Origin of the sequence: Labrenzia sp. THAF35 (genome assembly GCF_009363595.1) — a bacterium.
GTDB classification, from domain to species: Bacteria; Pseudomonadota; Alphaproteobacteria; order Rhizobiales; family Stappiaceae; genus Roseibium; species Roseibium algicola.
The window spans coordinates 2435375-2459130 of sequence record NZ_CP045380.1 but is presented as its reverse complement, the minus strand read 5'-3'; the positions used below and the strand labels follow the sequence as shown (position 1 = coordinate 2459130).

Annotated in this window: 15 protein-coding genes; 5 read left to right on the top strand and 10 right to left on the bottom strand. The window is 60.2% G+C overall.

The window, feature by feature from the left end:
- Positions 1-129: 129 nt before the first annotated feature.
- The gene (locus FIU93_RS11200) at positions 130-1869 is read right to left on the bottom strand and encodes an ABC transporter substrate-binding protein (protein ID WP_031270305.1); all 1740 of its coding nucleotides are present in this window, start codon (positions 1867-1869) and stop codon (positions 130-132) included.
- A gap of 559 nt (positions 1870-2428) precedes the next feature.
- Between FIU93_RS11200 and FIU93_RS11195 the strand changes: the two genes are divergently transcribed.
- Entirely contained in the window at positions 2429-3487 is a 1059-nt protein-coding gene (locus FIU93_RS11195) for an NAD-dependent epimerase/dehydratase family protein (protein WP_152505610.1), read from the top strand.
- 392 nt (positions 3488-3879) lie between these two features.
- Here FIU93_RS11195 and FIU93_RS11190 read toward each other — a convergent pair whose 3' ends face one another.
- From FIU93_RS11190 to FIU93_RS11180, 3 genes are all read right to left on the bottom strand, one after another.
- Entirely contained in the window at positions 3880-5016 is a 1137-nt protein-coding gene (locus FIU93_RS11190; RefSeq protein ID WP_023003062.1) for an ABC transporter substrate-binding protein, read from the bottom strand.
- Between the two features lie 120 nt (positions 5017-5136).
- Positions 5137-5991 carry a tryptophan 2,3-dioxygenase gene (gene kynA / locus FIU93_RS11185; protein ID WP_152505609.1) on the bottom strand — a complete coding sequence of 285 codons (855 nt, stop codon included), beginning with the start codon at positions 5989-5991 and terminating at the stop codon, positions 5137-5139.
- Between the two features lie 136 nt (positions 5992-6127).
- Positions 6128-7219, bottom strand: coding sequence for an ABC transporter substrate-binding protein (locus FIU93_RS11180; RefSeq protein WP_081713240.1), 1092 nt, complete (start codon positions 7217-7219; stop codon positions 6128-6130).
- Between the two features lie 604 nt (positions 7220-7823).
- Here FIU93_RS11180 and FIU93_RS11175 point away from each other — a divergent pair.
- The 4 genes from FIU93_RS11175 (at position 7824) to FIU93_RS11160 (ending at position 16088) form a co-directional block, all read left to right on the top strand.
- Positions 7824-11156 carry a transglutaminase family protein gene (locus FIU93_RS11175; RefSeq protein ID WP_152505608.1) on the top strand — a complete coding sequence of 1111 codons (3333 nt, stop codon included), beginning with the start codon at positions 7824-7826 and terminating at the stop codon, positions 11154-11156.
- 33 nt (positions 11157-11189) lie between these two features.
- On the top strand, positions 11190-13595 hold the full coding sequence (locus tag FIU93_RS11170) for a circularly permuted type 2 ATP-grasp protein (protein WP_152505607.1): 2406 nt from the start codon (positions 11190-11192) through the stop codon (positions 13593-13595).
- 42 nt (positions 13596-13637) lie between these two features.
- Positions 13638-14513, top strand: a complete 876-nt coding sequence (locus FIU93_RS11165) for a transglutaminase family protein (RefSeq protein ID WP_023003057.1) — start codon at positions 13638-13640, stop codon at positions 14511-14513.
- 138 nt (positions 14514-14651) lie between these two features.
- The gene (locus FIU93_RS11160) at positions 14652-16088 is read left to right on the top strand and encodes a serine protease (protein ID WP_152505606.1); all 1437 of its coding nucleotides are present in this window, start codon (positions 14652-14654) and stop codon (positions 16086-16088) included.
- 38 nt (positions 16089-16126) lie between these two features.
- On the opposite strand, the gene FIU93_RS11155 is transcribed toward FIU93_RS11160, so the two are convergent.
- The 6 genes from FIU93_RS11155 to FIU93_RS11130 form a co-directional block, all read right to left on the bottom strand.
- Entirely contained in the window at positions 16127-17185 is a 1059-nt protein-coding gene (locus tag FIU93_RS11155) for an ABC transporter ATP-binding protein (protein WP_023003055.1), read from the bottom strand.
- Positions 17186-17195: 10 nt separating this feature from the next.
- Positions 17196-18485 (bottom strand): trehalase family glycosidase, encoded by a 1290-nt coding sequence (locus tag FIU93_RS11150; RefSeq protein WP_062487240.1) that lies wholly within the window; start codon positions 18483-18485, stop codon positions 17196-17198.
- 43 nt (positions 18486-18528) lie between these two features.
- A complete protein-coding gene (locus FIU93_RS11145) occupies positions 18529-19761 on the bottom strand; it encodes a carbohydrate ABC transporter permease (protein WP_152505605.1) in 1233 nt (410 codons plus the stop codon).
- The gene (locus tag FIU93_RS11140; protein WP_077291864.1) at positions 19758-21062 is read right to left on the bottom strand and encodes a sugar ABC transporter permease; all 1305 of its coding nucleotides are present in this window, start codon (positions 21060-21062) and stop codon (positions 19758-19760) included. Before FIU93_RS11140 ends, FIU93_RS11145 begins: the two co-directional genes overlap by 4 nt.
- 199 nt (positions 21063-21261) lie before the next feature.
- Positions 21262-22611, bottom strand: a complete 1350-nt coding sequence (locus FIU93_RS11135) for an extracellular solute-binding protein (protein ID WP_055656322.1) — start codon at positions 22609-22611, stop codon at positions 21262-21264.
- Between the two features lies 1 nt (position 22612).
- Positions 22613-23719 (bottom strand): substrate-binding domain-containing protein, encoded by a 1107-nt coding sequence (locus FIU93_RS11130; protein WP_152505604.1) that lies wholly within the window; start codon positions 23717-23719, stop codon positions 22613-22615.
- Between the last annotated feature and the right edge of the window lie 37 nt (positions 23720-23756).

The window sequence follows — 23756 nt, the reverse complement described above, 5'->3', positions numbered from 1 at the left end:
TTTCGCGCCCTGTCGCTTCGGATCGGTGGTGGACCGGGGAGACGCCCCGGTCCGGTTTGTTGGGTGATGGGTGCCCGGGCACCATGTTCTGCTTGGCAGACACGATGCCCTTGCACGTCGCGCTCAGGTTTACTTTTCAGCCCAGCGTGCGACCAGCTCGTCGTAGTTCACGGTCTGGCCCTGCGGCTTCTCGTTTTCGAGCTTTGCCTTCGGTGCGCCCGGCTTGTTCAGCCATTCTTGCGGATCCGACTCTTCGTTCAGACGCGGACCGCAGCCACCGTAGACGTTGGCGCGCTCGTCAGCCTGCTGCATGCGGGCCATGACGATGTCCATTTCCTGTGCCAGACGATCCATGGCTTCCTGCGGCGTGAACGCACCGGAGTTCACGTCACCGATCTGCTGCCACCAGATCTGGGCCAGCTTCGGATAGTCCGGAACGTTGATGCCGGTCGGGGACCAGGCAACACGGTCCGGCGAGCGATAGAACTCGACCAGGCCGCCGAGCTTCGGAGAACGCTCGGTGAAGGACTCGTGACGCACGGTACTGTCGCGAATGAAGGTGAGACCGACATGGCTCTTCTTCACGTCAACCGTCTTGGAAACCACGAACTGGGCATAGAGCCAGGCTGCTTTCGCACGATCCACCGGAGTGGAGTTCAGGATGGTCCAGGAACCCACGTCCTGGTAGCCGACCTTCTGGCCTTCTTCCCAGTAAGGACCATGGGGGCTCGGAGCCATGCGCCACAGCGGCGTGCCTTCGTCGTCAACCGTGTTGTTGCCTTCGGACTTCGGCTTCACCATGTCCGCGGTGAACGCGGTGTACCAGAAGATCTGCTGGGCAACGTTGCCCTGGCTGAGAGCCGGCAGGGACTGATAGAAGTCGAAGCTGGCAGCACCCGGAGGCGCATAGTTGCGCAGCCATTCGTCCCACTTGCGGATCGCGTAGACGGCCGCTGGGCCGTTTGCAGCACCACCGCGGGAAACCGAAGCGCCAACCGGGTTACAGGTGCCGGCTTCCATGCGGATGCCCCACTCGTCAACCGGTACGCCGTTCGGCTCGCCCTTGTCGCCTGCACCCGCCATGGACAGCCAGGCATCGGTCATGCGCCAGCCGAGGTCCGGTGCGCGCTTGCCGTAGTCCATGTGACCATAGATCTGGACGCCGTCGACTTCCTTGACGTCCTTGGTGAAGAATTCGGCGATGTCCTCATATGCGGACCAGTTGACCGGCACGCCGAGTTCATACCCGTATTTTTCCTTGAAGGCTGCCTTCAGGTCTTCACGGTCGAACCAGTCCTTGCGGAACCAGTAGAGGTTCGCAAACTGCTGGTCAGGCAACTGATAGAGGTCGCCGTCCGGGCCGGTCGTGAACTGGGTGCCCATGAAGTCTTCCAGGTCGAGACCCGGGTTGGTGACATCCTTGGCGTCGCCGTTCATCCAGTCGGTCAGGTTGTAGGCGAGCTGCAGACGGGAATGGGTGCCGATCAGGTCGGAGTCGTTGACATAGGCGTCATAGAGGTTCCGGCCGGTCTGCATCTGGGTCTGCACGGCCTGCACCACTTCCCCTTCGCCGAGGATCTGGTGATTGACCTTGATACCGGTGATTTCTTCGAAGGCCTTGGTCAGAACTTCCGACTCATAGGAGTGCGTCGGAATGCCTTCGGACAAGACGTTGATTTCCATGCCCTTGAACGGTTCAGCCGCATTGATGAACCACTGCATTTCTGCAAGCTGCTCATCTTTTGACAGAACGGATGGCTGGAATTCCTGGTCGATCCACTTTTGCGCCGCTGCTTCATCGGCAAAAGCGGACCCTGCCCCCGCAAGCACAGCACCAGCTGCGACTGCGGTGAGTAGATACTTACGCATCTGCATCTCCTCCCGTGAGATATTAAACGCCGTCATTAACCGGCTACGAATAGATGGTCACAGCATCGCCATGTTGTCAAACTAAATTTTTAGTAGATAATCAAGCCTACTCAAACGAGTGGCAAAACATTGTTTTCAAAGGCGTTTCAAGAACAGGAACGCCCCCTGCACCCGACCCGAAAACCCGGTCACCTATCGACCAGCACCGTCAGTGTGGCACAATTTTGACATCAGATGTAGCACGAAATCGGGTTTCGAGTCTTTCATATTTTTCTACATCATACTTCTATTGAGGTTCGTTTTGCATCGCAAAACGAAATCCGAATACTGACTTTGCACTGCAGCGTGACCTGCTCGCCCATGTCCTCAGCCTGTCTGCACCCCGGATACGACGTCCGCCGGGCAGGTCTTCACGATCGTCTGTCGCCCATTGGCTGCTGGACGGGCATCTATGGCAGAAAAAATTCCTGTGTTGACGCACACCATCCAGCGGCTATCTCACTGCTTGGACAAGCTGCCGGCGCAAGAGCGGCCTTCAAAGGAAGGATGACCCGATCCGATGACCTCTTTTTCCACCGATGCACCGGTCTTGGTAACGGGTGCCACGGGCTATGTTGCCGGCTGGCTGGTGAAGGAATTGCTCGATGCCGGAATTACGGTGCACGCTGCTGTCCGTGACCCGGACCGCAATGACAAGGTCGCACACCTTCAGGAGATTGCGGCCGGATCTCCGGGCACCTTGCGTTTTTTCAGGGCCGACCTGCTGGAGGAAGGTTCCTACGCCGAGGCGATGGCAGGCTGTGCCATCGTCTTCCACACAGCCTCCCCTTTCACCACATCGGTCAAGGACCCGCAGAGGGAACTGATCGAGCCCGCAGTGAAAGGCACACGGAGCGTTCTGGAAACCGCCACGCGGACTGCAAGTGTCAAACGCGTGGTCGTCACCAGCTCCTGCGCGGCCATCTACACGGATGCAATCGACTGCTTAAAAGCCCCCGGTGGCAAACTGACGGAGGAGGTCTGGAACACCACCGCCTCTCTCGAATACCAGCCCTACAGCTATTCCAAGACGCTTGCGGAACAGGAAGCCTGGAAGAACGCCAGGGCTCAGGATCGCTTCAAGCTGGTCACCGTCAATCCGTCGCTGGTGATCGGTCCGGCCCTTAACGCCGGGCCGACATCCGAAAGTTTCAACATCGTCCGCCAGATGGGCGACGGCACCATGAAACGGGGCGCTCCGAAACTTGGCCTTGGTGTCGTGGATGTGCGTGACCTTGCCAGGGCACACATGGAGGCGGGTTTCCGGGAAGAGGCCGAGGGCCGGCATATCATCTCCGGCCACGACACCAACATTCTGGAACTCGGCAAGGCCTTGATCGAGAAATACGGCGAACGTTATCCGGTGCCTCGCCAGTCGCTACCCAAATGGATCGTCTGGCTGGTCGGGCCGATCGTCGGCGGTATTTCACGGAAATTCGTCACCAACAACGTCGACGTGAAATGGCGCGCCGACAATTCCAAAAGCAAACGCGCCCTCGGCGTAACCTACAGGCCGATGAAAACCTCCATGGAAGAGATGTTCCAGCAGATGATCGATACAGGTGCGTTCGGGAAGTAGCTCGCTTCAGACCACACCATCTGCGTTCGCTGAGATCACGGCAGGGATTGCAGGGTCAAGCCCTGCAATGACGGACGCCGGGCAAAGTATCGCCGTATCCATGCCCTCTATTCTCCCACTCCCTCCCCGTCATCCCGTGGCTCGACCATGGGATCCATGCCGTTGCCCTTGCGCCAAACCACAGCCCCGGCAGGCATGGTCAAGATGCGGATTACAGGGGCAAGCCCTGGAAAGACCGAAGTCAGGTGAGGAGTAATTTCGCCGGCAAAGGTAATTGAACCCAGCCCCATACTTCCTGCGAACCGGGACCCGGAAGCCCCACGATTTCAAAAAAGAAAAAGGCGCAGCCCTGAGACTGCGCCTTTCGCAAAGCTTGGAGAACCCGCCGGGTCTTACATCTTGCACTCGGCTGAATAGGCATCACCATGATCAGTCAGGGCCGTTCCGACGATCTTGTTGGTGTAGACATCACCTTCCTTGATCACCTCGCGAACATAGATGTCCTGGATCGGATGATGGTTCGGGCCGAAGCTGAACTTGCCGCGCACGGACGGGAAGTCAGCTGCTTCAAGCGCTGCGCGGAAACCGTCGGCGTCCGTCACATCCGCTTTCGCCATGGCCGACAGCAGCAGATTGGCCGTGTCGAAGCCCTGGGCCGCATAAAGCGACGGCAGGCGACCGTATTCGGCCTGGAAGCTTTCAACGAAGGCCTTGTTGGCATCGTTGTCGATATCCTTGCTCCACTGGCTCGTGTTCTTCACGCCCAGCGCAGCATCCCCGACTGCCTGCAGGATACCCTGATCAAAGGAAAAGGCCGGACCAACGACCGGAAGGCCGACGCCGCTGTCGGCATATTGCTTCAGGAAGGAAATACCCATGCCGCCAGGCAGGAAGAAGAACACGCTATCGGCGCCCGATGCGCGGATCTGGGCAATCTCGGCCGCATAGTCGGTCTGGCCCAGCTTGGTGTAGATCTCACCCGCCAGTTCACCGTCGTAGTAGCGCTTGTATCCGGTCAGCGAATCCTTGCCGGCCGGATAGTTCGGCGCGAGGATGAAACTCTTCTTGAAACCGGCTTCCTTGGCGTAGGCACCTGCCGCCTCATGCAGGTTGTCATTCTGATAGGCAACACTGAAATAGTTCGGATGGCAGCCCTTGCCGGCCAGAGCGGACGGACCGGCGTTCGGTGACAGATAGAACTTGCCCTGGGCAGTGACAGACGGCACGACGGCCATTGCCAGGTTCGACCAGATAATGCCGGTCAGGACGTCGACCTTGTCCGACTGGATCATCTTGTCGGCAAGCTGAACCGCGACGTCCGGCTTGCGCTGGTCGTCTTCTATGATCACTTCCAGGTCCTTGTTGCCGGCCTGTTTGACCGCCAGCATGAAGCCGTCACGTGCATCGATGCCAAGACCTGCACCACCGCCGGACAGGGTCGTGATCATGCCGACCTTGACGGGTTCGGCCTGTGCCGCTCCCGCCAGAAGGGCCACCAGGCTGGCGGCCGCAGCAAATTGTTTCAACATAGGAAATCCCCTCTTCAGTCCCTTGAGCCCGCTTGCGGGGCTCTTGAAACGACACTCTATCGGCACAAACGCCGATGGCAAACATGCAATTCGTCCAAGAATGACGAGACGCAGACTGTTTCAGAGCGCAGTGCGCACATGCCAGAGCTCGGGGAAGAGTTCGACTTCCAGCATGCGCTTCAGGTAACTGACGCCGCCGGTTCCGCCGGTTCCACGTTTGAAGCCGATCACCCGTTCCACGGTGGTGACATGATTGAAGCGCCACCGGCGGAAGTAGTCTTCCAGATCAACAAGTTTCTCACCGACTTCGTAAAGGGCCCAATGGGCTGACGGATCCCGGTAAACCTTCTGCCAGAGCGTCATGATCTCGGGAACTTCAAGATGCGGAGCAGAAGCAGGTACCGCAATGGCGTCATCCGGTACGTCGAGACCCTGGCGGCGGGCGAAGGCCAGCACGACCTGGTAAAGGCTGGGGCGGGCCAGCTCCGCATTCAGAAAAGCAACGCTTTGCGCATCGTGCTCGTGCGGTCGGATCATTGCCGTGTTCCGGTTGCCCAGCGCATATTCGATCAGCCGGTACTGCAGCGACTGGAAGCCCGAGGACATGCCGAGAGCATCCCGGAACTGGGTATAGTCGCTCGGCGTCATCGTCCGCAGCACGTCCCAGGCAGAATTCAGTTGCTCCATGATCCGGCTGACCCGGGCAAGAAGCTTCATCGCCTGCGGCATGTGATCATCGGCAATCGCATCGCGAGCGGCGTTCAGCTCATGCAGCATGAGCTTCATCCACAATTCCGACGTCTGGTGCTGAATGATGAAAAGCAGTTCGTCGGAAGCGTCCGACAAGGGGGCCTGTGCATTCAGAATCTGCGTCAGCCCCAGATAGTCGCCATAGGACATCTTGTCCGCAAAGCGCATCTCGGCGCCTTCCGTTTCCGGATTATAGGCTTTGCCCGGTTCGGCTTCGTCGCTCATGGCTCTCTCCCGCTGGGCTCTTCAAATGGCCCTTCCAAGGCATCTATACCGTCCGGACAGCAGACTTGGATAGGTGAGAATTCAAAGTGTTACGAGAAAAGAAACAACAGCCGTCCCCTTCCAGCCGGCACGCCGGTCAACTTCCGGCAGCTTCCAGAATGGCGTCAGCTGAAAAATCGTAGTGGCTATGATTGGAAGACGATTTGCAGAAACGGGCAAAGTCGATCTTGTCCCAATTCCCGTCACCAAGCCTGCTGAGATATAGCTCGACGTTCTGGGCGGTGATCGGCGACATCTTGAACACGACATCGACGAAAACTTCCCCCTGAACGCTTCTGAAGAAATGATCCCTCAGCATCACGATCGCCCAGGCACCTGCAAAGAAATGCCCGCCATGAGTCATGGTCAGTTCGTTGGACCGTACCGCGTTCATGCCGCGGTTCGACCAGTTCAACCCGGCGAACAATATATCCTTGCCGATGTTCAGCCCGGCATCGGTTGCTGCACGTTGTGCACCGAAAGCAATGTCATCGTTCGCACCCCAGACGACATCAATTCGCGTACGGTTCAAAACGCTTTTCGTCCGCGCGAAAGCAAGTTCCTCGCTCCAGTCGACCGGAATGGCATGGACCAGTTTGACGTCACTGTTGTCTGCGACAGCCCGCAACATTCCGAGTTCCCGCTGCAATCCGGCAGGCGTGGTTGAATCGCCAGTCAGGGACAGCAACCGGATTTCCCCTGCCTCCGGGTTGAGCCGCCGCGCTTCGGCAAACAACGACTGTGCCATCTCGTAACCGGCCGTTTCATTGTCCGGAACGACCGAGGCGATAATACCATGAAGATCGATGTTCCTGCGTTCCAGGTCGACCCGTTGCTTCGGTGTCAGCTTGTTGAGCAGGAACAGAACCTTGCTCTCCCGGCCCTCCATAAGCTGCATCAGACGGGCAGCCGCCTGGTTCTCGTTGACCAGAATGAAATAGTCCGGCAGCTCCCCCTGTTCCAGCCGGAGGCTGAGAAGCTCTTCCATGCCGTAGGGACGCCGATCGGCGTGGAGGATTTCCAGGTCGACGTTCAGATCGGCAGCAGCCGCCATCATGGTTCTGGACACGTCTCCCCAGAAACCGGTCTCACCACCCGGATTGATGAAGGTCACGCGGAAGTCCGCCGCCTGAACCACGCCGGCTGCCACCCAGAACCACACCATGCACAGCAGTCTGACGATCATCATTATCCTTCGCTCTTCATCCTTGCCCGTCCCGTCTTGCAGCACTTCACGCAAGAACGGCCCCGCTTCAGATCACGGACATTCACCGAAGCACCGGTTAAATGTTCGAAAGCCGAACGGAACCTTGAGATGGGGCCGGCCGACCGCACCGAAACAGTGCCTGGTCATACCCCCGGCGTCATATTAGCCACCACAAATATGTTCTGCAGAAGTGGCAACCACTTACGCACATTTTATTGGCGCATATCCAAAGATTGCCAGAAACCGGCTCCTGAGGCATTCCTGCCTGAAACCCGGCCGCAACAGAGCTCATGCCTGCTGGCCGCTCACTGGCAGCCGGCACCTTGATCCGATTGTGTTAATCAATCCGAAATTAGCACAGGAAAAGCGCTCGTCAGAGCCGGCTTCGCCGGAAGGATTGCATCGTGTTTAACGAACCCTGACCGGCGACACGAGATTTCACCTGGTTTCCGGCCTTCTCCTTTCACAAGATGCTTGCAGCCCATTCGTGAGGCGAAACTGCCTACAGAAAGACGTGGTTATGCGTTTGATTTTGTGAAAACCTGACACTCGCGCTTTGAAACGGACAAATACCGGGACCCTGTAAATGTCAATTCGTGCAAGCATTTATCACCTGACCCATTACCGATACGACCGTCCGGTTACCTTAAGCCCGCAGATTATCCGCTTGCGGCCGGCCCCTCACAGCCGCACCCGGGTCCTGTCTCACTCGTTGAAGGTTTCGCCCGAAGGACACTTCGTCAATCACCAGCAGGACCCCTACGGCAACTGGCTGTCCCGCTTCGTGTTTCCCGAGCCTGTACGCGAATTCAAGATCGAAGTGGATCTGGTCGCCGACATGGCCGTCTACAATCCCTTCGATTTCTTCATCGAGGAGAGCGCGGAGGAATGGCCCTTCGACTATCCGCCGGAACTTCGCGAAGATCTTCAGATCTACCGTCGCCTCGACCCGACCGGCCCGCACATGACCGCGTTCCTGGAAACGGTCCCTAAGGATCGCCAGAGAACCGTCGACTTCATCGTCGGGCTGAACGCCAAGGTTTCCCAGACCGTCAACTATGTCATTCGCATGGAGCCTGGCGTACAGACACCGGAAGAAACCTTCGAGAAAGGAACCGGGTCCTGTCGCGATTCCACCTGGCTGCTGGTGCAGGCCCTGCGCCATCTCGGTTTTGCCGCAAGGTTTGTCTCCGGATATCTCATACAATTGAAGCCGGATCTGGAAGCACTGGACGGCCCCTCCGGCACCGATCACGATTTCACCGATCTTCATGCCTGGGCCGAGGTCTTCCTGCCGGGTGCAGGCTGGATCGGGCTCGATCCGACCTCCGGCCTTCTGGCAGGCGAAAGCCACATTCCGCTGGCTGCGACGCCGCATTACGTCAACGCCGCCCCGATTGTCGGCATGGCAAGCAAGGCGGAGGTCGACTTTGCCTTCGACATGAAGGTGGCCCGCGTCGCCGAACATCCGCGCATCACCAAGCCGTTTTCAGACGATGCCTGGTCGGCACTCAATCAGCTCGGCACCAAGGTCGACCGGATCCTGTCGCAGGAGGACGTCCGCCTGACCATGGGCGGTGAACCCACCTTCGTCTCGATCGATGATTTCGAAGCCGCAGAATGGAACACCGACGCGGTCGGCCCGACCAAACGCCAGAAGGCGGACATTCTGATCCGCCGGCTGCGTGAACGCTTTGCCCCTGGAGGGTTCCTGCATTACGGCCAGGGGAAATGGTACCCGGGTGAAACCCTGCCCCGCTGGACTTTCTCGCTTTACTGGCGCCGCGACGAAAAACCGATCTGGCATGATCCGGATTTGATCGCGGAAGAAGGCGACGATACCAAGGCCAGCGCAGATCAGGCCGCAGCGCTGCTGCAGGAGATCGCCACGAAGCTGGAAATCGACCCGGACCACGTCGTGGCCGCCTATGAAGACCCGGCGGTGTGGCTGGTGAAGGAAGCCAACCTTCCGGAAAATGTCACCCCGAAAAATTCCAAGCTGGAGGATGCCGAGGCCCGGCATCGTATTGCCCGTGTCTTCGACCGCGGGCTGACCGAACCTGCCGGACATGTGCTGCCGATCCAGCGCTGGCAATCGAAGGCCGGCGGACACCGCTGGCGATCCGAACGCTGGAAGCTGCGCCGTGATGCGCTGTTCCTCGTACCCGGAGACAGCCCTGTCGGCTACCGCCTGCCGCTGGAATCCCTGCCCCATGTCCCACCGGCCCAATACCCCTACACCAACATCGCCGATCCGACCGTCCCCCGCGATCCGTTGCCGGAGTTTCCTGCGGGCCCGCGCGCTGACCGCAGGCAGGATGTTGCCCATTTCACCGCCAGCGAAGGCCAGCAGGACCGGCGGGAACAAACCCTGACGGACGACGAATTTGGCGGAGCATCGGTCCGAACAGCGCTGTCGGTGGAAGCTCGCGACGGACGTCTTTGCGTCTTCATGCCGCCGGTGGAACGGATCGAGGACTATCTGGAACTCATCTCGGTGGCGGAATCTGCCGCAGCTGACTTGAACCTGCCGGTTCATATCGAAGGTTATCCGCCCCCGCCCGACCCGCGCATGAATGTCATCCGCGTTGCACCGGATCCTGGCGTCATCGAGGTCAACATCCATCCGGCGTCCAACTGGCAGGAATGTGTTGCGATCACCGAAGGCGTCTATGAAGAAGCCCGGCAGTCGCGGCTCGGTGCCGACAAGTTCATGATTGACGGCAAGCACACCGGCACCGGCGGCGGCAACCACGTGGTAGTTGGCGGCGCGACGCCGCTCGACAGTCCGTTCCTGCGCCGGCCTGATCTCCTGCGCAGCCTGATCCTGCACTGGCAGCGCCATCCAAGCCTGTCCTACCTGTTCTCCGGCCTCTTCATCGGCCCGACCTCGCAGGCACCGCGCGTCGATGAGGCCCGTCATGACGGCCTTTACGAGTTGGAAGTCGCGCTGTCACAGATCCACCGCCCACATGAAGGAGCAACGCCGTTCCCCTGGCTGGTGGACCGGTTGCTGCGCAACCTTCTGGTGGATGTCACCGGCAACACCCACCGGGCGGAAATCTGCATCGACAAGCTCTATTCCCCCGACGGCCCGACAGGACGGCTGGGCCTCGTCGAGTTTCGCGGCTTCGAAATGCCGCCGGACCCGCGCATGAGCCTTGCCCAGCAGCTGTTGCTCAGGGCGCTCATTGCGCGCCTGTGGCAGCAGCCACTGTCCGGCAATCTGACCCGTTGGGGCACGGCCCTGCACGACCGGTTCATGCTGCCGCATTATGTCTGGACCGATTTTCTCGACGTCCTGGGGGATCTGGAGCATCACGGTTTTCAGATGCGTCCGGACTGGTTCGAAGCCCAGGCCGAATTCCGCTTCCCCTTCTGCGGAGAACTCGAGGTCGATGGTGTTCACCTTGAACTTCGACAGGCGCTGGAACCCTGGCACGTACTGGGCGAAACCGGCGCCATCGGTGGCACCGTGCGCTATACGGACAGTTCCACTGAACGTCTGCAGGTCAAGCTCACCACCAGCGATCCGGACCGCTACGCCGTCACCTGTAACCGGCGGACCTTGCCGCTCAGGAAAACCGAGACCAACGGCGTTTCGGTTGCCGGTGTCCGTTACAAGGCCTGGCAACCGGCCATGGCGCTGCACCCCGTGCATCCGGTCGACGCCCCGCTGACCTTCGATATCTTCGATCGCTGGAGCGGCCGGGCCCTTGGTGGCTGCGTCTATCATGTTGCTCATCCGGGCGGACGGAACTATGACACGTTTCCTGTCAACGGGAACGAGGCAGAAGCCCGCCGCCTTGCAAGGTTCGAGCCGCACGGCCATACGCCGGGGCTCTATCTTCCGGGGCTTGAACGGCCGCATCCGGAGTTTCCGTTGACGTTGGACCTGCGCAGACCGCAGAATGTCTGACGAACCGGCAGCCCCGCCGACTGGAAACGATGCATGAGCTTGGACGAAAACGCAGAACCCGGAGCGCTTCGCTACGGCCTCTTGAAGGCCTATCGTCCCTTTCCGGATGTTTCGGACGAGCTGCTCTTCCCTGATGGCCGGGTAAGACCGGTCTGGCGGCCGTTTCTGGAGCATCTGAGCGCTCTGACGCCGGAGGAAATCACCGAGCGTTTCGCGCGCGGCAATCAGTATCTGAACGATGCCGGGGTCTATTTCCGTCAATACGGGCAGGACGGGGCGAATGAGCGGGAATGGCCGTTGAGCCATATTCCGGTGATCATCAGCCAGGACGACTGGCAGGTGATTGCAGACGGTCTGACCCAGCGCGCCGAACTTCTGGAACAGGTTGTCGCCGATCTTTATGGCGACAACAGGCTGGTGTCCAACGGCTATCTTCCGGCAAGCCTGATTGCGCAAAGCCCGGAGTGGCAGCGTCCGCTGGTGGGCATCAAGCCGAAATCCGGACACTTTCTGCATTTCCTGTCGTTCGAGATCGGCCGCGGGCCGGACGGAACCTGGTGGGTCCTGTCCGACAGGGCACAGGCGCCTTCCGGTGCCGGCTTCGCGCTGGAAAACCGGGTCGCAACCGGACGCGTCTTCAACGAGTTCTTCGCCCGTGCCAATGTCCATCGGCTGGCCGGGTTTTTCCGGCGGTTCCGCGACCACCTGGTCGAGCTGCGTGGAGAAAGCGAAAGCCGCGTTTCGATCCTGACACCAGGCCCGCTGAACGACACCTATTTCGAGCATGCCTACATCGCCCGCTATCTCGGCTTCATGCTGCTGGAAGGTGAGGACCTGACCGTTGAAAACGGCAAGCTGATGGTACGCACGGTCGCCGGACTGAGGCCCGTCAGCGTTCTCTGGCGGCGCCTTGATGCCGCCTGGGCCGATCCGGTGGAATTGAACGAAACCTCTCACATCGGCACACCGGGTCTTGTTCAGGCGGTCCGCAGCGGCGCAGTCACCATGATCAACGCGCTCGGCACCGGCATTCTGGAGACGCGCGCGCTCCTTGCCTTTCTGCCGCGCATCAGCGAACACCTGCTCGGCGAGCCGCTGAAGCTGCCGAACGTCGCGACCTGGTGGTGCGGTGAAGAGGGAACAAAAGCCTACGTGAAGGAAAATGCGGAAGGCATGATGTTCAGCCCCGCGCTGTCGACCGCGCTGCCTTTCACGTCCTCCCATACCGATTTTATCGGCAAGGATTTCGACAAGTTCCACAAGGGCATTCTGGAAACCTGGATCGACAGCAAGAGCGACAAGCTGGTCGGGCAGGAAGCCGTGACCCTGTCGACGACGCCTGCTTATGACAGCGGGCTTCTGGTCCCCCGGCCCATGAGCCTGCGCGTCTTCCTGGCCCGAACGACCAACGGCTGGGAAGTCATGGCTGGCGGCTTTGCCCGGATCGGACAAACGGAAGATGCAAGTGCGATTGCCATGCAGGCGGGCGGATCGGCGGCCGATGTGTGGATCGTCGGCGGTCAGAAGCCGCATAAGGAAACCTTGCTCCACCAGACGGAATCGCCGTTCTTCAAATCACAGACCGGTTCCCTGCCATCGCGCGCAGCCGACAACCTGTTCTGGCTCGGCCGCTACGTGGAGCGTGCGGAAGGCGCGGTGCGGCTGCTGCGTGCCTATCATGCCCGGTTGATGGAAACGGCGGACCCGGAAGCCCCGCTTGTGGCATTGACGGCGGAATATCTGGACAAGATCGGCATGGCGCCTGTCGAGCCTGTTCCCGATGGCCTGTGCGACATGCTGCAATCGGCCGTCGCCAGCGCTGCAAAGGTACGCGACCGGTTTTCTGTCGATGGCTGGCTGGCGCTGAACGACCTTGCCCAAGCCGCGAACGGCGCCAAGCGCACAATGCGCGACAATGCCGACGTTACCAGAGCCATGGGCCTGCTGCTGCGCAAGATCACCGGCTTTTCGGGTCTTGTGCATGAAAACATGTACAGGTTTATCGGCTGGCGTTTCCTGTCCATCGGCCGTGCACTGGAACGCGCCCACCGGATGGCTGATCTCCTGTCGGTCTTTACCGACGAAGACGCCCCGGAAGGCTCTCTTGAACTGCTGCTTGAGGTTGGCGACAGTGCCATGTCCATGAGCCGGCGTTATGCGGTCTCTCTCAGCCATGCCACCGTGCTGGACCTTTTGGCGATGGACACCAAGAACCCGCGCGCGGTGCTCTACCAGCTGACCGACATGAAAGACCATATCGGCGTGCTGCCCAACGCGACGGAAAACGGGCATCTTTCGGAGCTGGCCCGCTCCGTCCTGCAGGTTCACACACTTCTGGCAATCGCCACCCCGGAGACACTGACACCGGCTTCTCTTGCCGATCTTCGCGATCAGATCTCCTATCTCTCCGTGGAGCTGACCGATGCCTATATCCGGTAACGGACGGTCGCTTTCACCCGACACGCCCGACGCGAGGCGCCCGTGCATTACGATGTAACGCTTGAAATCACTTACGACTATGCCAGCCCGGCCAACTACGGACATCATGCGCTCCGGCTGATGCCGGCAACCATCCCCGGCGAGCAGAAGCTGATGGCGGGGCAGATCCATATCGTGCCTGGCCCTTCTGAGCGTCACGACCGGACGGACTTCTTCGGCAATGCTGTCACCGACGTTGCCTACCGGCGCAGCCACAGCGAACTCAGTTTCAAGCTGAAGGCCCGTATCGACAGAACAGCGGTACCGGAAGAACTCGACATTTCACCGCCGTTGCACGCCCTGGCAAGGGAGCTCTCCGGCGTTCAGTCGCTTGCCCCCAGGGCGCCGGTCCATTTTCTTTCAGCCTCGCCGCGCCTGCCCCTCGACCCCGCATTTGCAGTCTATGCGCAGGACCATGTCGTCCCGGGCATGAGCACGATTTCCGCCGTCGAAGCCATCGGCAAGGCCTTGAACACGGACATGCGTTTCGATGCCGAGGCCACAACAGTCGACACTCCGGCCATCGAGGCGTTCGAGCGACGTCATGGCGTCTGCCAGGATTTTTCGCACATCATGATCGCATGCCTCAGAAGCATCGGCATTCCGGCAGGCTACGTCAGCGGCTTTCTCCGGACCATTCCGCCGGAAGGCCAGGAACGGCTGGAAGGTGCGGATGCCATGCACGCCTGGGTCAGGGCCTGGTGCGGCATCGAGATAGGCTGGATCGAATATGACCCCACCAATGCTCTCAGGGTCGGACAGGATCACATCGTTGTCGCGCATGGCCGCGACTATGGAGACGCGGCACCGGTGAAAGGCGTGTTGCGCACGTCAGGGTCTCAAACCACCGATCACAAGGTCGATGTTGTTCCGCTTTGAAACATGGTTTTTCAGGCCGCTCCATCTGAACACCGCCTCCGGAGTTTTATCGCGAGATATCCCCGGCTGAGCAGGGCGAGCCTGTTTCCATCATCGCCGTTTTGCTAAAATGTGGAACGCGACCAAGGGGAGCTGGTTATGCGTTCGTTTCTTCATGCCATCGTGTTTTTGCTGGTATCAGCCGGCACCGTGCAGGCAGGTTACGATCAGTCCAAGGACTGGTTCCATGCCAGGGACTGGCGAGAACGGGTCCGGATCCAGTTCCTGCTGGTCTTTACGGGAGACTACGCCTCACAGGTGGACGGAACCTTCGGCAGGCTCACCTATAACGCCCTCACAACTTTCCAGAAGCACCGGGACTTCACCCCGAACGGTGTGCTCGACGACGAGCAGATGCAGATCCTCCAGCGCGACGGCCTAGACCTTGTCGAACGGGTCGGTTTTGAAACCTACAAGGACGCCGTTTCCGGATTGCAGCTCGGCGTTCCGGGCAAGCTCTTCGAACCGTCCACCCAGACGCCGCGCGGACACCTCTGGCGGGCCTACGACAACAGCATCGAACTGGAAACCCTGCAGGTTTCGGCGGAAGAAACCGACTACGCGGCCCTCTACAAGCGTCTGACCGATACCAGCGATGGGCGGACCGTGGAGCACAAGCAATTCCGGAATGACTACTTCGTCGTCTCCGGTCGGCAGGATGGACGTGATTTCTACCTGCGCATGATGAAGACCTCTTCGGACAGCCGCGGCTTTTCGCTTGCCTGGCAGGCACGCCATGCCGTCTTCATGGATCGCGTGGCAGTTGCCATGTCGAACAGCATGACGTTTTACGACGGAACAGACGAGGAGAAACTGGACGCGGTCACATCAGCTCCCGGCCTGCAGGTTCTGGAAGAGGACAACAGCAGCGATCCGCTTCCCAAGGGAGCACGCAAGGATATTATCGGCCGCAAGACCTCCTCCTCCGGCAGCGGCTATTTCCTGACGACAGAAGGCCACATCGGCACCAATGCGCATGTGGTCGGCAACTGCCGCTCGCTGGATATTCCAGGCCACGGTGCCGCGAGGCTGGTGAAGGCGGACACGGAAAACGACCTCGCGATCCTGCAGCTCGACAGCGGCAAGTCGGATCATGTTGCGCAGTTCCGTTCAAAACAGCCGATCGTTCGCGGAGAGGAGATTTTCGTGATCGGCTATCCCTTTGCCCAGATCCTGGACAACAACCTGAACTTCACTCCCGGCATGATCTCGTCGCTGGCAGGCGTCAAGGGCGACAGCCGCCATTTCATGCTGACAGCACCGGTACAGCCAGGCAATTCAGGTGGCCCGGTTCTGGACAGGACGGGGGCTGTTGTCGGCACCGTTGTGTCTCGTCTGGACAAGTTCAAGACGCTCAAACTGGCCGGTGACCTGCCGGAAAACGTGAATTTCGCGGTCAGGGGCAAGCTGATGGCGGAGTTCATGGAAGATCTCGGCCTGGCGCCTTCCTACAACACCATCACCAACATCAAGAGCCCGACCCGGATCGACGAGGAGGCTTCTCGATACACCGTGCTGGTGCTCTGCCGGAACTGAACCCGCCGAAAAGGCCGGGTTCTTTCCGACAGGCAGTCTTAGCGGATGGCCTTGTCTTCGCCGTCGAAGAAATGCAGGCGGCTCTCGTCGAAGGTCAGACCAACACGAGTACCCTCCTCCACGTCTTCGGCACCGCTGATGCGCACCAGGATCGTTTCAAGCCCGTCGAGCGCCACGTAAAGGAAGGTGTCTGCACCCAGATACTCGGCCACTTCCACCGTCCCGGTGCAATGCCCTTCGCCCGGCGTTGCAAGGCTGATGTGCTCCGGACGGATGCCGAGTTTAACCGGTGTTTGCCCGCTGCCGGCATACGGATAAGGACCGCCGCCATGCCCGCGCAGCGAAAACCGTCCTTCTTCGAGTGAACAGGGCAACACGTTCATCTTCGGCGAACCGATGAACTGGGCCACGAACAGATTGTCCGGCCGTTCATAAAGTTCGCGCGGCGATCCGACCTGTTCGATCCTGCCGGCCTGCAACACCACGATCTTGTCGGCCAGCGTCATGGCTTCCACCTGATCGTGTGTCACGTAGATCATGGTGGTGCCGAGGCTCTTGTGGAGCCGGGCGACCTCAAAACGCATTTCAACGCGAAGCGCTGCGTCCAGGTTCGACAACGGTTCATCGAACAGGAAGGCACTTGGCTCGCGGACGATCGCGCGGCCGATGGCCACCCGCTGGCGCTGTCCACCCGAAAGCGCCTTGGGGCGCCGGTCGAGATATTCGTCCAGCTTCAGCACTTCAGCAGCCGCATTCACCTTGCGGTCGATCTCCGCCTTGGGAAAGCCTGCCGTCTTCAGACCGAAACCGACATTCTCGCGCACCGACATATGCGGGTAAAGCGCGTAGGACTGGAAGACCATCGACAGTCCCCGCCCCGATGGTGGCAGTGCAGTGACGTCCTTGCCATCGATTTCGATAGCACCACGGCTGGTTTCCTCAAGCCCTGAGATCAGACGCAACAGTGTCGACTTCCCGCAGCCGGACGGTCCGACAAAGATGACAAATTCGCCATCCTTGATGTCGAGGTCGATGCCCTTGATGACCTGCAGGTTGCCGAACCACTTTTCAACCTTGTTGAGCTGGATCGCTCCCATCGCGTCCCCCTTAAGCTGCCTGCTCGGCGTGTGAAGGCGAAGCCCAGGTCAGCCAGATGGCCGACGTCCAGGAGAACGATCCGCCACCTGCTCCTGCGCCCGTTTCCGGACTGAAATATTCCGCAAAGCCCCCGGTTTCGATCAGCCGCGCGGTGTCGGCGCGCAGTCGTTCCGCCCGGACGGCATCGCCTGCTTCGGCAAAGCCTTTCGCGATCATGTAATTGATCATCGCCCACACCGGTCCGCGCCAATACCGCAAAGGCTCGTAACTGCGGTGATCGGGATCATAGGACGGCATCAGGTATTCGACCCGCTCCGCGATCCTGTCGAAATGTCCCTGAAGCGCACCAAGGGTCTGCGGATCATGGAGCCCGGCATAGAGCGCCAGGAAGGAAGCACTGGAGATGCCATCTGTCTGCTTGCCGCGACGCTCGTCAAAAGCGACATGTGCCTTGACCTCATCATTCCAAAGCGTCCGGCTGCCTTTTTCCATCGCCGCGATCCACCCTCGGATCTCGTCGGCTTCCGCACTCATGCCGAGTTTTTCGGCCAGCGCGAGAAGATCCCGGTTGGCGCGCAGGAAGATGAAGGTAACGCCCGGGTCGGCAACGAAGAACGGGCAGGTTTCGGCAACTTTTTTCGGATCCCAGCCTACCTTGCGGCAAGCAGCGACAATGCTGAGATAGCGGTCGTAGTCCTCCTTGTGCGGCCGCATGGCCGGATCGACATGAGAGGTGTCCTTCCGCTCATAGGGACCAATGTCCTTGACCTCGACCGCCCGCAGCGCCTCGTCCCAGTCCGGCAGGTTGTCTCGGCCGGATTCCCAGGGGTGAATGACGGCAATGACACCAAGGTTTTTCGGGTCGCGATAGGCAAGATACCAGCGATGCCAGGCCATCAGTTTCGGCAACAAGGCCTTCGCCCGCTCCAATGCCTTGCCGGTCCGGTCAGCCTCCACCAGGCTATGGACGACGGACGCGGCCACCGGCGGCTGGGAATGACCGGAACTCGGGATCGGACCGCCGTCGGTTCCCCACACGCCCGGTCCGGGAAAATAGCTCGGATCGTCCTTGCGAAACAGGATGTGCGGCACCATTCCGTCGCGCCACTGACCCTGGAACAGCATCTCGATTTCCTGCCAAGCCCGGTCCTGGTCGAATTCCGCAAACCCCAGGGCGACAAAGACGGAATCCCAGTTCCACTGGTACGGATAAAGACCCTTCGTCGGGATCGTGTACCCGCCCTGGTCGTTTTCGGTCAGGATGGCCTTTGCCGCCTGGTCTAGATCTGCGTGTGCCACAGCGTACTCCCTCGGGCTCTTCAGAGCCCCTTCTCTTGATCGTTCAACCCTTGACGCTGCCGGCCGTCAGGCCCTGGACAAGGAAACGTTCGAACCACAGGAAAATGAAAAGGACGGGCACGGTCGCAATTACCGCGCCCGCCATGAGATGCTGACGTGGCACCTCGGAGGAATTGAGGGACACCACTCCGCGCGACAGCGTGAAGATGTCCGGATCATCCAGGAACATGAACGCGAACAGGAACTCGTTCCAGGCGATCATGAAGACGTAAAGCGAAACGGAGGCCAGCGCCGGAAGGGACAGCGGCAGGGTGATCTTGAGGATCACGCCGATGCGCGACAGCCCGTCCATCAGTCCGGCTTCCTCCAGCTCCGACGGCAGACCGCGAAAGTAGCCCTGCAGCATGTAGAGCGCGACCGGGATGGTGGTTGCCGGATAGACAATCAACAGACCGGTGAGCGTGTTGCGCAGGCCAAGCTGCGAGAACACCGCATAGAGCGGGATCACCAGCACGATCGCCGGCACCATGTAGATGAGCAGAACGGAGCGGGCCAGGAATGCCTGTCCCGGAAACCGCAGCCGCGACACGGCATAGGCACCCGGCACCGAGAACAGCAGTGTCAGCACGACGGTTGCCACCGACACGAAGGCGGACACCATCAGGTAACGGCCGAAGTTGAACTGGGTGAAAAGCTCGACATAGGACCGGAACAGCCCGCTGATGCCCTGACTGACGTCGATCGACAGGTCCAGCGGATTGGCCAGCAGTGCCTGCTGACTTTTGAGCGAGGTCATGATCATGACGTAGAACGGCAAGGCGACAATGATCGAGAAGACGACGAAGCCGACGCCCTTCGCGATGCGAATATAGACAACCTCACGCTCGTAGCGCGACATGGCACCAAGCCGGGCCCCACCGAGGCAGATCGCATTGGCACCGGTAACACCGGCGACAAACATCACCAGACCAAGTCCCTGCCACAGCGTGTGCTGACCAAGCGACAGACCGAAGGGAGCCGCGAAGGAAGCCACCATCAGGACGACGAACAGGACGGCAGCACAAAGCCCCCTGTCCGCCATCGCTCCAGCGCCCCCGGTCGACTGCCTCCAGACCAGAACCAGAGCACTGACAAGCCCTGCAAGACCTGCCGCCGTTGCCTGCGGCTGCGCCACATCGCCGGTCACCAGTGTCAGCGTGACACCGATAACCACCATGGCAGTGACGCCCCAGATCAGGCCGGTCAGCGCCGCGAGAACGATACTGCCGGGTCTCATAGCCCTTCCTCCTTCGGCGAAAAGCGGATGAACAAAGTGGCGAAGGTGACAAGGACGACAAAGACGACCACGGCAACGGCTGCACCGGCGCCGAGATTGGACAGGGCAAATCCCTGCTCATAGACATCGACGGTCAGCGTACGCGTGCCCGCGTTGCCGCCGGTCAGAAGGAAGATGTCGTCGAACTTGTTGAAGGTCCAGATGAAGCGCAGCAGGAACAGGACCGAGAGGATCCCCATCAGTTGCGGCAGCGACAGGTACCAGAACTGCTGCAGCGGCGTTGCCCCGTCCATTTCGGCAGCTTCATACATGTCCGTGTTGATCGACTGCATGCGCGCCAGAATGAACAGGAAGGACAGCGGGAAGTAACGCCAGGCCTCGAAGGCAATCACCGTCGTCAGCGCCAGCGGAAACTCCATCGGAATGCCGAGAACGGAAAACTCGATCGCCCTCTGGCCGAAGAAATTGATCGGATCGGCGACAACGCCCATTTTGGTCAGCAGCGCGTTGAGCGTGCCGGAAAACGGGTCGAACAGAACGACCCAGGTGAAGGCAACCGCGATCACAGGCGAGACGTAGGGAAACAGGAACAGGCCCCGCAGGACACCGCGACCGGGGAAGGTCGTGTTCAGGAGCTGCGCCGCAAAGAGACCCAGCACCAACGCGCCACCTGTCCCGAAGATGGTGTAGTAGAACGTAATGCGCAGCACTGACCAGAACTCGTCCGCGCTGAAGATCCGGCTGAAGTTCTCGAACGTGAATTCGAAGTTGGTCAGCACATTGTTGGCTTCGCCCGAAATAACCGGCTCGCTCGCACGTTCGGGACGGTTTGCATCCAGAAACCCCTGCGACACGGTTCCAACCAGTTCGACATCTCCGCGCCAGCCAGGCGCTACGGTTCCAAGATCGCACGTCAGCGCGGCGCCATTGAGCGAACAGTTTTCGGAATGCGAAGTCACCGTGAACCCATCGGGCACCACATCGCTCAGCGTCACGTTGCGGACTTCCTCGTCCTGAGACGAATTGCGCAGCCTGTATTCCAGCCGGGCCTCGTCGCCTGGTGCATTTGGCCGACCACGAACCCGTTCGTTGACGAGCACGGTCGGCGGCCGCAGGTCGGCAAGCTGAACCGGTTTCACACTGATCCAGAAATTGGCAAGCAGCGGTCCGGCAACAATCATCAGGATGATGGCAAATGTCGGCGCCAGCATCAGATACGCCAGCCACATTTCACGCCGCTGCATCGGACCGATGCCTTTCGGCGGCCCTGAGGAAGCGTCAGCTTCGGTTTTGGTGTTCATGTTTCCGCCCGGGGTCTAGATCCCGTTCTGCCGTTGGCGACCGACAAGTCCCAACCGGCAACTGTCTGGAGCCCATCTCGGCTGCCGACAATGCAGCGGCAGGAGATTGGGAAGGACCGGGCATCCGATAGACGCCCGGTCCGGGCCGTTATGTGCGGGCTTCCCCCCCCCTCGTGGGGTCTTGAGGGGTGGAAAGGCGTTACTGGATCTTGGCCAGTTCCTCGTTGAGCTTGGCAACTGTTGCCGCAGCATCGCGTTCGTCGTCGATGTATTCACGCACCAGACGGTTCATCACCTGGCTGTTGATCATCTTGGAGGCAAGCGAGAGCTGGCCTTCCTTGACGCCCCAACGGCTGGCGGTGTCGAGACCGGAGACGATGGTCTTGATGGTGTCGGCATCGTAGAGATCGGTCAGCGGCGCCTTGCGGTCGACACCCACCGGGAGCTTTGCCCAGCCATCGACGAATTCGGTCGCGTTGTCGGCTGAACCACGACGGATCGGGAACTTGCCTTCCGGCGCGATCGACAGGGTCGACAGGTAGCCGTCATCCATGGAGAACTCGACGAACTGCATCGCCGCTTCCGTGTCCGCATCGTTGGTGATGCCGAAGTAACGGATGTCGGCCCAAGCTGCCCCATCAGGATTGGACGGGCCGCTCAAGGTGGTGACAACACCGGTCTTGGAAGCAAGTTCCGTGGAGGTCGGATCGTCTGTGATGGTCGGCGGAGCGCTGTCACGCAGGCCGGCAAGCTCATCCAGGATGAACGGCGACCAGATGATCATGGCCGCTTTGCCGGCAAAATAAAGCTCGCGCGACTGCTTCCAGAAGAGGTCTCCGGGAGGCGATGCCTTGGCGATGGCCTTGTAGAACTCCAGCGCTTCGACAGTCTTCTTCTCGTCCAGCGGCTTGAAACCGTCGTCGCCGACAGGGCTGACACCATTGGCCAGAAGCACGTGCTCCAGCACCTGGCTCATGAAGTTCTCGTCCACCTTGGTCGCGGCAACGAAACCGAACATCTCGGGCGGGTTATGCAGTTTTTCGACAGCTGCCAGAATGTCTTCATAGCTGTCCGGAGCGGCAAGGCCGTTTTCCTCAAAGAGGTCCTTGCGGTAGATCACCATCTGGGTCCAGCCGTCCACAGGCACGGAGGCGACACCGTCTTCAACGGCAGCCATGGCAACCGCGCCCGGCGCGAATGTGCCGGCACCCAGTTTTTCAAACACTTCGGTCGCAGCTTCCGTATCCAGGATGCCTGCTTCGGCCCAGGGCAGCGCGTATTGCAGTGTGTGATAGATGACATCCGGCAAATCGCCGGCGGCAAAGGCTGCCGTGGCACGCGTGCCGAGATCGGATTCCGTCACCGGAATGACGTCTACCTCGATGCCTGTCTTTTCCTTGAACGCGGCGGCCATTTCTTCCTGCTTGGCCAGGCGTTCCGGTTGTTCTTCAGTCGTCCAGAACCGCAACGTCTCGGCCTGTGCGGCCGTCAGACCGAGCGTCAGAACGCCCGCGATGGTCGAGGCCAGGAATGTTGTCCTCCCAAACATATTACTCTCCCTTCCTGCCGGAATGTGGCTGTTGGTTCAGCCGGTCGCGGAGCGCGCTTGCAAGCGCCTCCGATGAATTTGCCGGAGCGCCATCCGAGGCGCGCCGGATCAGGTTTGCCTTGGCAAGGGCCTGCAGATCCGTGGGGTTCTTGCCGTCCAGAACATCGATCAGCATGCGGGCAACCCTGCCGCCTGCTTCCTGGGCGCTTTGCGAAAAGGTCGTCAGCGGCGGGTCCAGGTATTCGCCCACGGGCAGGCCGTCATAGCCGACGACGGTAACGTCGGAGCCGACCTTCAGACCGAACTTGCGGCAGTACTGCACCGCGCCGATGGCAAGGGCATCAGTCACGCACAAAAGTGCGGTCGGCGGCGCCTCCAGCGACAACAGCGCCTCGGCGCCTGCAAAGCCGCCTTTCTCGCTGAGCGGCTGAAGATTTTCCAATGCCGGATCATGCACAAGGCCCAGCGCCTCCAGACCCTGCCTGTACCCGTTGCGGCGCTGAAGCGCGAAGTTGAGTTTCATCGGACCGCCGATGAACCCGATCCGCTCGTGCCCGAGGCTGTAGAGGTGGCGAACGCCGTCAGCAAAGGCCGCCTCGTTATCGATATCGAACCAGGCATAGCCTGCCGGATCGCGCGTGCGGCCATGGGCGACGAATGGAAAATTCTGTTCCCGCAGATAGGCGATGCGCGGATCGTCCACTTCCGTTCGGGTGACGATGAAACCGTCCACCTTGCGCCGGGCGATCAGCCGCTTCACGGTCTCGATCATGTGTTCGCGTGAATGGGCAGTGGTCACCAGAAGGTCCAGCCCCAGTTCGTCGAGAGCTCTTGCGATGCCGTCGATGAATTCGGACAGGAACGGATCCGCTCCACTGCCGTGACCCACGGGGATGACGATGCCGAGCGTGTCCTGACGTCCGCGCTTCAGATTACGCGCGGTGGCCGACGGCTGATAGCCCAGATCCTGAACAGCCTTGAGGATACGTTTGCGGGTGGCTTCGGAAATATCGGTGTAATTGTTGAGGACCCGCGACACGGTTCCTTTCGCAACGCCCACATGGCGCGCCACGTCATCAATGGTGACGGAATCGCGAAGTCGCGACATCGATCCTCCCTGCGAGCCCGAAGGGCTCAATTCCCGG